Consider the following 11,016-nt stretch of genomic DNA (forward strand, 5'->3'; position numbering starts at 1 on the left):
AGAACACGGGGGACGATGCCGCGGAAGCGGTGATGAGAGGGCCGGGCACGGGGTTCGGTCCGGAGCCGGAGGTGTCGGACAGTCTGCGCACGTTCGGGGCGTTCGTCCAGGCCCTGCGGGAGCACGCGGGCCTGACCCGCGCGCAGTTCGCCAAGCTGATCAGCTACTCGAAGCACACGGTCGCCTCGGTGGAACAGGGCCGGCGGATGCCGGACTGCGACTTCGTGGAGCGGGCGGAGGCGGTGCTCGGCAACACGGGGGCTCTGCGGCGGGCGGCTGTCCATCTGTCCCGGCAGGCGGGGCTGGCGAGCTGGTTCCGGCAGTGGGCGCGGCTGGAGACGAAGGCCGTGACCTTGTGGACGTACGAGTGCCGGGTGATTCCCGGGCTGCTCCAGACCGAGCGGTACGCGCGGGCCGTGACGAAGAGCGTCCCGCCCGTGAAGAACGAGGAACAGGTGGCCCAGCAGGTAGCGGCCCGGCTGGAACGCCAGCAGCTCTTCGACCGCATGCCCGCGATCACGTTCAGCTTCGTCATCGAGCAGGCACTCATCGAGCGCGGCACGGGAGGCCCCGAGGTGACGCGGGAACTGCTCGACCATCTGCTGGAACGGTCGTCACAGTTCAACGTCGAGCTGCAGATCATGCCGCGACTCCAGCCCGACCACGCCGGTTTCGACGGGCCGCTGATGCTGCTGGAGTCCCCGGACCACAAGTGGTTCGGCTACGCGGAGGGGCAGCGCGGCGGCATGCTGATCACGCATCCCAAGGAGGTCAGCATCATGCTCCAGCGGTATGCGAGACTGCGCTCGCAGGCCCTCAACTCCGAGGATTCCAGGAGCCTGCTGAGGCAACTGCGAGGAGCGCTATGAACAGCATCGACGAACGGGCGTGGTTCAAGAGCAGCTACAGCGGTTCCGACGGTGACGCGTGCGTCGAGGTGGCACGGGACACCCGGGCGATACATGTCCGGGACTCCAAGGACCGGCGGAGCCCCGAGCTGGCCTTCCCCGCCGCCGCGTGGAGGGACTTCGTCACCCACACCGCGCAGGGCTGACAACCGGCCCTCATGCCCCGCGCCGGAGCCGTCCGGCGCGGGGCTCCGCCGTTCACCGGGCAGGCGGCGTCCACTCACCCCTGTTCACGGCGTCCTGAAGACGCGCGGAGAAGTGCGCGTGCGCCGCACGCATCTCCTTCTCCCGGTCGGCCTTGTAGAAGGGAGCGGTGTACCCCTCCGGGGGCTCGGACCGCTCCTTCCTCTGATAGGCGAGGAAGTGCTCGTAGTGCTTCTTCGTCTGCCCGTGACCGTGAGCATACGGGTCCTGAGCCAACTGCCGCCCGTTGGCGTCGAACCACATGTGCGACTCCCTGTCTGCGAGGATCGCGTACCGCGCCTTGTGGACAGCGATGAGTTCGTCCGCACTCATTCCGAGCCACACCGCCACCAAGGCGTCGATCTCCACAAGGGCAGCGCGACGTTCATACTCGGTGCGGAGGGGCGTGCCATAGTTCCATTCCGCCGACGTCCCGCTGGCGAGCGGCGCAAGGCGGGGCCACTTCCGGGCCCAGTCCTCGCGATCGCACCATGATGTGTCATAAAGCTCGGCCCACAGGACCGCGTAGGCATCGGTCAGACAGTTGAGGCGGAGAGTACGGAGAAGGAGCGGGCCGGCGAGTGGGTGAGTGTGGTCCGCGTAGGGCATCTTGTGGGCTTCAGCGACCTGAAGGTCGGAGCGACCTGTGATGCGAAGTAGGTAGTCAAGCGGCAAAGAAGCCCAAAAACCAGCGTTCAGAGCAATGCCCCGATTATCACTCAGAGCCATCGATTGCACGGTGTTAATATGCGCGGGACCGGGTGGGATAATACACGCAAAGAGACTCCGCTCAGTGTTGAACGGGATCATCCGACGCCATGCCAGCCGGTAGAACTGGGTATAGGGACGGTAGAGCCATAGCCGTCGGCGCAGTAGCTCCCGTTGTTCGCTCTTGTCCAACTCCATTTCGAAGTCGGCCAGCACCTCGCTGCGGTTTTCCCACTCCTCAGCGCTCGGCTGCCAGTCGCCCTTGAGTCGCGATTCATCCAACCAGCGACCCTGCTCTCTTTCGTACTTACCGAGCGAGCACGTCTCAGGACGGACGTAATTCGTCCGAGGTACGGCATCAACCGGGAGGGTTGTGAGGTCGAAGCTGGACCAGTCATGATTACCTCGACACGGCACCTTCGGCTGTTTGCTGATCGGAGTAGCGATACCGAAGTGCGGCCCCTGAAGGATCAGGCCAGAAAGCGACTCAGGCTGTGATGTTTTCCAGGCGATGAAACCGCCCTCTTTTCCCATCTTCTCGTGATAGCCCGCGCTGATGCTCGGGCCTTCCCGCCCGACCCGGCTCGTCACTTCCGACAAGGCCGCGATAGCTCCCTGCTCCTTTGACGTGACAGGCTGAAGCAACGCTGCCTCATGGACAGGCGCATCCGTGGCCCCCGTCAACCTCTGCCATTCTGCCAGGGTTCCGTGATCCACTCGGATCACCCGCGCCGAGTGGGGGCGCAGGTCCCATCCCCCATCATGCTTCATGCCGGGAACTTCGCCCTCTCCGTCATGGGTCAAGGACGCCACAACCGGCTCCACACCGTACAACCGGCTGAGGTTGTGGAATGCGATCTGCTGTTGCGGCATCCCGTAGACATGCACACCGAACTCGGTATTGCGGCTTGCCTCAAACGCCCAGTTTCCCACATTCACAAAACCGGCGTGAAGCCTTAGACGGGGGTAGACCGCTGCACGAATCCCGCCATCCTTGCTGCCACCGAGATGCGTGTCGGGGTGTACCAGTCCGACCAGGCCGTCCGAGCCCAGGTTCGCCCAGGTTCGGCACATGAAAGCCCGGTAGAAGTCCGGTTGCGTCCCAGTGAGTACCGGATAAGTGACCGCCGAACCCAGCCACTCCCCCAAGGCAGCGTTTGAACTCAGTTCGCGCAGGTAGTAGCGGGGTACGCCAGGCTGGTCGAGCAGCGCTGCCTTACGCTCACGCCACAACGTGACGCTCGGCTTCTCCACCAGCTTGAACCACGGCTCCAGCTCCGCCAGAACTGTGTCTTCCTCCCACCTCGGTCGTACCCATGGCGGGTTCCCCACCTGAAGGTCGAAACCTCCCGCCGGCCCCCGGAACACGTGAGCGTAGTGGAGTTCCCAGTGGAAGAAGCCGTGGCCGTCCTCCGCCTTGATGTCCTTCTCCGTCGTGCCGGCGATGTCTTCCACCGTGTTCAGCCACGGGTAACGGAACGGCAGCAGCCGGGCCGGCCGCATGCCGAGGAAGCCCTCCAGGCGGTCCTCCACGTCGGCCAGCACGTCCAGCGCCTCATCGGGGCTGAGCTTGTCGATTCCCGAGAGCAGCGAGTTCTCCGGCATGTCGGTCCTGCCGAGGACGCTCTCCAGGAAGTCCAGCCAGTCGCCGAGGCTCTGGAGCGGGACCGTTCTCCGCTCCTGCCGGCCACCGCCGGTCCTGCGGCGCGATGTCCCCCGCGGGGGCCTGGCCGACGAGTCGGTGACCGTGTCCAGCGCCTCCTGCTCGCCGTCCGGGTCGTCGAACAGTCCGGCCGCCTGCCACGACTGGTCGCCGGGAGGGGGACCGACGGGCTCCACCGGCCGCGTCGGCTCCTCGGCGGCGGCCGTCCCGCGTCCCCCGGACAGCAGCCCCGCCACCGACGATTCGTCGACGAGGGCGCCGCCCGTCCCGTACACCTGGTCGGTGCCGTCGAGTTCGCCGGCCTTGTCCAGCGGCCAGAACCACAGCGCGCACCACGCGTCCATCACGGTCTTCAGCCGCCAGTACGGCGTGCCGGGGCGTGTCAGGTCGTCGAGGACCCGCTGCTTGTCCTCCGCCTCCGAGGACTGCTCCAGCCAGTCCGCGCCCCACACGTCGACGCGGCGGGAGACCTTCCGCTCGGACAGTTCGAGGCGGGTGGCGACCAGCGACCACAGGAACTCGGCCCGGCGGGCCACGCCGCGCAAGCGGTACAGTTCCGTCTTCTCCGCCGCCTTGCGCCACCTGTCGTAGCGTTTGCGCCGTGCCTCGGCGCTCTCGTCGCCGCGCTCCGGGAACGGCTTCGGCCCCTTCGGCGGCTTCTGCACGCCTTTGCGCCACGTGCCGAGCGCCTTGGCCTCGTCCGGCGCGAGCTTCTTCGCCTCCGGTTCGCCGGCGACCGCGCCCCAGCCGATCGCGGGCAGCAGGAACTGATGCACCGCGCCCTCGGGCAGCGGCCCCTCCCGGAACGGCAGGTCCGCCGGCGGCAGGGTGTTCTTCCTCGCCAGCCACCGGCCCGACGTCAGGACGTCGGCCCGGTAGATCTTCCGGGCCGCGCCGATGAGCGAGTTGCCGCGCCGCAGGTGCAGGCCGAACCAGGGCGCCCGCATGCCGGGGTGCATGGAGTTGAGCCACAGGGAGACCTCCGCCAGCTCCACCGCCGTGGCGTTGAGGTCGACGCCGTACGCGTTGTGCAGGGCGATGTACGCCTTGATCTTCTGGAGCTCGATCTGCCGCAGTTCGGGGTCCACCCGGCGTCCCAGCTCGTGCTCCCGCCGCCTCAGGTACTCGGCCGCCACCTGGTCGATGGCCTCGTTGAGGAACGCGCCCGAGCCGAGAGCCGGCTCGCAGATCTTCCACTCCAGGAGTTCCCTGGCCGGGGTGACCGTGCCGTTCTGGTCGAGCCGGTGCCTGAGCGCCAGTTCGACCGTGACCTCGGTGAGGGACTTCGGGGTGTAGTACGAGGCGGAGGTCTGGCGGTCCCGGCCCGCCAGGCGGTAGACGAACGCCCCCTCGGGGTGGACCACCCGCTCGCGGCGGCCGGTCTCCTCGTTCGTCCGCTGGACGAAGACCTCGTCCGGGTAGTCCTGGACGCGTGAGGCGGGGATCATCCAGCTGCCGCCCGAGGGGTCGCCGCCCTTGGCGACCTCGTACAGCTCCTCCTCCGCGATGAAGCCGGTGTAGGACATCAGGCCCTCGTACACCGCGCCGAGCTGGTTGATGCCGAGCTGCGCGTACGAGATGAAACCGCCGCGCTCCCTGCCCCGGCCCTGGGTGAGCATCAGACGGCGCAGCACCTTGTGCAGGGTCTCGTTGCGCAGCCGGGTGTCCAGGAAGGGGCGGCGGTGCTCGTCCGCACCGCCCCGGTGGGCCGGGTTCTCGATCCGGTCGTCCGCGATGAGGCGGATGGCTTCCCTGGAGAAGAGCTCGGAGCGCAGCGCCTCGAAGCGCAGGCCCGCGCTCGTGCTGCGGGCGGCGGCGCGGCGGGCGCGGTCGGCCTCGCGGACGCGGTCGGTGTACTCGGCCCGGGTGAGGGTGCCGGCGGCGAGCAGCGCGGCCGCCTCGTTCTCCGCCTCGGCGGCCTCGCGGGCCGCGGCCTCGGCCGCCAGGTCCTCCGGCTCGGTGCCGTAGCGGCGGTGGCCGTTCTCCACCTTGTCGAAGAGCAGGTTCAGCGACTCGTACAGGTGGAAGCCGCGCCGGGAGCGCTCGCCGACGAGGTCGCGCAGGACGAGGTCGCCCAGGCGCTGGAGGCCGTAGCCCCGCTCGTACTCGGGGTGGTCCGAGGGCAGGATGCCGAGGGCGGGGCTGGCCTCGGCGTACAGGAGGAACAGGATCCGGTACAGGTAGCGCAGCGACTCGCGGCTGAGTTCCTTGGCAAGACGTGCCGGGTCGTCGAGGTCGGCCGGGCAGACGCCGTTCCCCGGCTCGCGCAGGCGGTCCAGGACCTCGTTGGCGATCCACTCGACACTAAGGCGCAGGCCCTCGCGCAGTTCCGTGGAGACTCCGACGGCGTGCTTGCCGGACTTGTCGAGAAAGCCCACGAGCGGCGCGGTGCCGCCCTCGGCGGGGACGCGCAGCGAGTCCGCGCCGAACAGCGCGGCCAGCGTGTCGAGTTCGCCGCCGTGGCGGTCGTCGCGCCGGTTGAGGGCCGCGTCGAGGCCGGCGGCCAGGTAGCGGCCCTCGGGCCAGGCGAGGCGGTCGGCGAGAACGATGACGCCGCCGACGAGCAGCAGGACGTAGCGCGGAGGTGTGTCGCAGACGAAGAGGAAGTCGGTGAGGGCCTTGGCGTCGTCGAGCGTGGCCGACGCCTCCAGGGCCACGGGGTGCAGCAGGCGGCCGGCGCCGTCCGGGTCGAGAGCGGCGTCGGGCCGGGTGGTCCAGCCGCAGGAGACGGCATACAGGCCGGGCTCGGCGTGGGCGACCTGGAGGGTGTACTCGTGGTCGGCCCGGTGAACGGTGACGGTCTGCTCGTGGGCGTCCGTGTAGCCGAGGGCGCGCAGGGTGTCGAGATGGAGTTCGGTGACCCGCTTCTGCCACCCGGCGGGAACGGGCGCACCGGGGTCGGCCAGCGCTTCCGCGTCCTGGGCGAGGGCTGCACGGCCCGCGAAGTAGGGGCCGTGCAGGGCGCGCAGGCCCTCACGGGGGGTGCGGACGCGCGGAGGGACGGAGTCGGGGCCCAGTCCCCGGCGCTTCGCCTCGGCCACCGCGTCCGCGTACCGTCGGCGTTCCCGCTCCTCGAAGGCGGCCCAGCGGGTCAGGAGGCCGTCCCTGGCCTTGAGGTCCTTGGGGAGGACTTCGGCCAGGTAGTGGGCCGAGAGGTAGTCGCCGTGGTTGACCAGCGAGTCATACGTCACGTCAGTTCTCCGCCTGGGCGTCGGACGGCTGGGCGTCGGATACGAGGGGCCGCGCCGGGGAGCCGGTGTCGTCATCGGCTCCGGTGGCCTCCGGGCCGCCGGGGCGGTCGAGAACGGCCAGGACCCGGAGCAGCGGGCGGCCGGTGGTGTGCAGCTGGTCCAGCAGCCGGGCCAGTTCGTCGGCGGTCTCCTCGACGAGGCGTTCCCGGCGGCCGGTGATGCCGGGCAGCAGGGAATCGCTGCGCCACCGGGCGACACGCTCGCGGTAAGCGGCCAGGGGCTCGCTGATCCGCTCCTCCCACTGGGCCCTCCCCGCGTCAAGGTGGTGGCGGGCGACGGCAACGGCTTCGGGGACGAGAGCCTGGAGCCGGTCCAGGTCACGTGGATCGCCGGTGCGGGCGAGTCTCGGGCCGACCTTGGCGTCGCGCAGCGCGTCGGCCATGGGGCGCACCTCGGGCGTACCGGTGCCGTCGGGTCCGAGACCGGTCACGGCCATCCAGCGGACCACGGTGGGGCGGCCGAGGGCATTGGAGTGGATGCCCTGGATGAGGAACACCGGCCCGTCGACATGCGGTGTGGTGATGACCGGGGCCTCCTGCCGGCCGAACTCGACGAGGACCTTGTCCGTCAGCCACTCCACCACCGGGTGGATGTCGGTGAGGAAGGAGACCTCCGGCCACATGGTCGTGCTGCTGTCCCGGGCCTCGGTGAGCTTCCGCAAGGCCAGGGCGCGGTCGAAGGTGACGCGCATCCGCTCGGCGACGCGCTGCTCCTTCAGGTAGGAGGGCGGCAGGGCCTTGAGGCGGTGGAGGAGGTCCGGGGCACTGGCCGGGGAGAGCGAGAAGTACGCGCTGCCCTTGGCGTCGGTGCCGGACGACAGGCCGACCAGGTCCTCGGCGCGCTCCCGGTAGACCTCGTCGAAGGCGGTGGCGACGAAGTCGGCGGTGTCTCCCTCGAAGAGGGAGATCAGCTCGGCACGCGCGGGCAGCTCCTGCTCGGTGATCGAGTCCACCTGGCTGAACAAGTCGGCCAGCGCGGTGTCGCCGCCCGGGGCGGGTTCCAGGAAGTCCTCGACCGTGCCGCCCCGGACCAGTTCCCTGATCAGCCGGCGTTCCTCTTCCTCGGCCCGGTAGAGCCCGGACACGGCCTCGGCGGTGCCGTCCAGCTTGTGGGCCTCCTCCTCCCGGCGGAGCAGCTTCTCGGCGACCGTGCGGTCGTCCTTCGCTCCGGGGACGGAAGAGGTCAGGATCAGCGCCCGGAACTGCGGCTGGTGCTCCTGCCCGTACCGGTCGATGCGGCCGTTGCGCTGTTCGATGCGGATCAGCGACCACGGAATGTCGTAATGGATCAGGTGGTGGCACTGGCGGTGCAGGTTGACGCCCTCGGAGGCCACGTCCCCGGTGAACAGCAGCCGGACCGGGGTGTCGGCGAGGCCGAACGCCTCCAGCACCTTGCCCTGCTCGTCGTCGCTGAGGCCGCCGTGCATCACGGCCACGGCCTTCGCCGTTCCGTCCGCTCCGGCGGGGAAGCCCAGCCGGGCGGGGACGACGTGGGCGAGCCACTTGAGCGTGCGGACGCGTTCGGAGAAGACCACGGCCCGGGTGGTGGACCGGGGGCCCACGCCGATCTCCTTCAGCTGCTCGACGAGCGCGTCGAGTTTCGCGGAGTCGCCGGGGGCCGTGCCGTCGCCCATACCGGTGACGATCTCCCGCAGCCGTTCGAGGGCCCGCCGCTCCGGCCCGATGGCCGGATCCGGCCGGGTCCCGTTCTCCTCCGCGGCGCGGACCCGCCCGTCCAGCGTGGCGACGCGCCTGTCGACCGTCTCCCCGAGGGCGACGTGGGAGGAGAGGAAGGTCTTGAGCAGGTTGTAGGCGAAGAGCGACTCGGTGGCCACCGAGACCCGGTCCTGGTCGGCCGAGCCGAAGTCCGTGCTCGCCGGCGGAGCGGGAATCCAGTACTCGGCCAGCTCGGCGAAGATCCGCTCCTCCGCCTCGGTGGCGGCGCAGTGGAGGGAGAGCGTGGGCCCGCGGTCGGGCCACTTCGTGCTGATCTCGTCCCGCACCTCGGGGCTGATCTTGGTCCGTCTGATGTAGAGGTGACCGAGGTCCACCGCCGGGTCGTAGTCCTCCGGGTCGGCGATGGCGGCCGGGTCGAGCAGGGAGATCAGGTCGGCGAAGGACTTCTTGTCGCCGTTGTGCGGGGTCGCGCTGGCGAGCAGCAGGGCGTCCGTGCGAGGAGCGAGGGTCTCGGCGAGCGCACGGCGCTGGCTGCCGGGGTTGATCAGGTTGTGGGACTCGTCGATGACGACGGCGTCCCAGCGGATGCGCTCCAGGTGGTGCCGGTACTGTCCGATGTTCTTGAGCGTGTCCACGGAGATGATCACACGCTTGTACTGGGTGAACGGGTTCCGGCCGGCCGGGATCTCCCGCTGGACACGCTGGATGCCCAGGGAGTCGAGACGCACGAGAGGGATCGAGAACCGGGTCCACAGCTCGTGCTGGAACTGCTCCAGGATGCTCTGCGGGGTCACGACCAGGATGCGCTCACCGCGTCCCCGGCGGATGAGCTCTGCCAGCGTCAGGCCGATCTCCAGCGTCTTGCCGAGACCCACCACGTCGGCGATCAGCACCCGGGGGCGCAGGTTGCGCATGGACAGCGCGAGTTCGGCCGGACGCTGCTGGTAGACCAGCGGATCCAGCAGGAAGCGGTCGGCGAGGGCGAGTCCCCGCTCCGACTGGGGCAGCGGCGTCTTGCGCAGGACGGCTTCGAGGAACAGGCGGCTGCGGCGGAAGTACGAGGAGGTGTCGGGGACCAGACGGGTCTTCTCCGGATCGAGCAGCTCCACCGTGTCGATCCCGCTGAAGAAGACGGCCTCCTCGTCCCGGACGAACTCGGAGACACCGACGGCTTCGATTCTCTCCCCGTCATGGTCGGTCGTGATGGTGCTGCGGACCAGCCACTCCTCGTCCCGCACGAGGATCTGCGCTCCCGGCGGAAACCGCGTCCCGTCCTGCGTCTCCCCCTGGTCGGTCACCCGCGGTCCCTTCTCGCCCTGCCGTTCGTGGTGCTGTCCTGCGGCCGCAAGTCTGTCACGAAGGCGGAGGGGGTCGTGCGGGCTTCGGCAAGCGGACAGAAGCAGCTCAGAAGCGTGCCTCGCGCGCATACGCGGCGCGGATTCCCTCGGCGATCCTCAGTGGCTCCGAGGGGCGGACTCCGAGGAGCCTGCCGCCGGGGGACACGTCCTCCTCCTGGCGAGGGACGTTGTCGCGCGGGGCGGAGGGACCGGCGTTCCCGGATTCCTCGCCGTCCTCGCCGTCCTCACCGTCGGCGGCGTGCTGCCCGGCCCCGGCCGGCGCCGGTGCCCCCGCCTCGTCCTCCTCCACCGCGGCCGGATCGACGACGGCCGGTGTGTAACCGGGCGCGGACCCGAGGTCCGGTGCGGGGAGCTGGGGCACCACGATCTCGGGCGTCAGGCCGGTGAGACGGTGCTTGGCCTGGAGGGCGGTCAGACCCTGCTCGCGGATGACGCGCACCAGACGGTCGATGACTTCGGGCAGAGCCGGCCGGGCACCGGGGTCCAGTGCGAGCATGTCCGTGACCAGGGATTCGAGTTCGGGCGGCAGGCCCGCCAGGTCGGGAGGAGTCGCCGGGTCCTCGATCATCAGAGCGACGGCCTGCCAGGTCGGCCCCTCGTAGGGATAGTGCCCGGTCGCGGCGAACAGCAGCACCGCACCCAGCGCGTAGACGTCGGCCGGCGTGTCCAGCCGGTGCTCGCCCCGGGCCTGCTCCGGCGGCATGCACAGCACACTGCCGACGACGAAGCCGGTCGCCGTCAGGGCGGTGCGGCGCTCCGCGAGGACGGCCAGACCGAAGTCGATCATCTTGGGGCCGTACGGGGACAGCAGGATGTTCTGCGGTTTCAGGTCACGGTGGAGGAGGCCCGCTTCGTGCACCGCGCCGAGCCCTTCCGCCAGCAGCGCTCCCAGACTGGCGGTCTCGACGAGCGGCAGAGGCCCGCTCTCTCCGACCAGGGCGCGCAGATCCGGACCGGGGACGTACTCCACCGCGAGCCAGGGCCTGTCGGCATCCGCGTCCGCCCCCACGAAGGCCGCGACGAACGGCCCGTACACGGTGCGCAGGCTGTCCACCTCGGACAGGAAGCGCGCACGGGTGTCCTCGTCCAGGACAGAGGGTTTGATGACCTTCACGGCGACCTGCCGGCCCGCCGCGGACTCACCGAGAAACACCTGCCCCATACCGCCGGCCCCGATCCGGCAGACGAGGGCGAAGCCCCCGATCTCCTTCGGGTCCTCGTCCCTCAGTGGTTCCACGCTGCTACGTCTCCCCCCTGATAGCTTGCGCG

Annotated in this window: 5 protein-coding genes; 2 read left to right on the forward strand and 3 right to left on the reverse strand. The window is 69.8% G+C overall.

What is annotated here, in order from left to right; translation table 11 throughout:
• Positions 1–32: 32 nt before the first annotated feature.
• Both ABD299_RS03900 and ABD299_RS03905 read left to right on the forward strand, forming a co-directional pair.
• Positions 33–869: a helix-turn-helix domain-containing protein gene (locus ABD299_RS03900; RefSeq protein ID WP_344259018.1), complete on the forward strand. Its 837-nt coding sequence runs from the start codon at positions 33–35 to the stop codon at positions 867–869.
• Entirely contained in the window at positions 866–1,054 is a 189-nt protein-coding gene (locus tag ABD299_RS03905; RefSeq protein ID WP_344258856.1) for a DUF397 domain-containing protein, read from the forward strand. The genes ABD299_RS03900 and ABD299_RS03905 overlap by 4 nt, the downstream gene beginning before the upstream one ends.
• A 52-nt stretch (positions 1,055–1,106) precedes the next feature.
• Here the strand turns inward: ABD299_RS03905 and ABD299_RS03910 are convergent, their stop codons facing one another.
• From ABD299_RS03910 to ABD299_RS03920, 3 genes are all read right to left on the reverse strand, one after another.
• Positions 1,107–6,653 carry a class I SAM-dependent DNA methyltransferase gene (locus tag ABD299_RS03910; RefSeq protein WP_344258858.1) on the reverse strand — a complete coding sequence of 1,849 codons (5,547 nt, stop codon included), beginning with the start codon at positions 6,651–6,653 and terminating at the stop codon, positions 1,107–1,109.
• Between the two features lies 1 nt (position 6,654).
• Positions 6,655–9,687, reverse strand: coding sequence for an SNF2-related protein (locus ABD299_RS03915; RefSeq protein ID WP_344258859.1), 3,033 nt, complete (start codon positions 9,685–9,687; stop codon positions 6,655–6,657).
• 106 nt (positions 9,688–9,793) lie between these two features.
• Complete coding sequence (locus ABD299_RS03920; protein ID WP_344258861.1) at positions 9,794–10,984, reverse strand: serine/threonine-protein kinase; 1,191 nt, start codon at positions 10,982–10,984, stop codon at positions 9,794–9,796.
• Positions 10,985–11,016 lie beyond the last annotated feature (32 nt).

This window comes from Streptomyces sodiiphilus, from assembly GCF_039529215.1.
GTDB lineage: Bacteria > Actinomycetota > Actinomycetes > Streptomycetales > Streptomycetaceae > Streptomyces > Streptomyces sodiiphilus.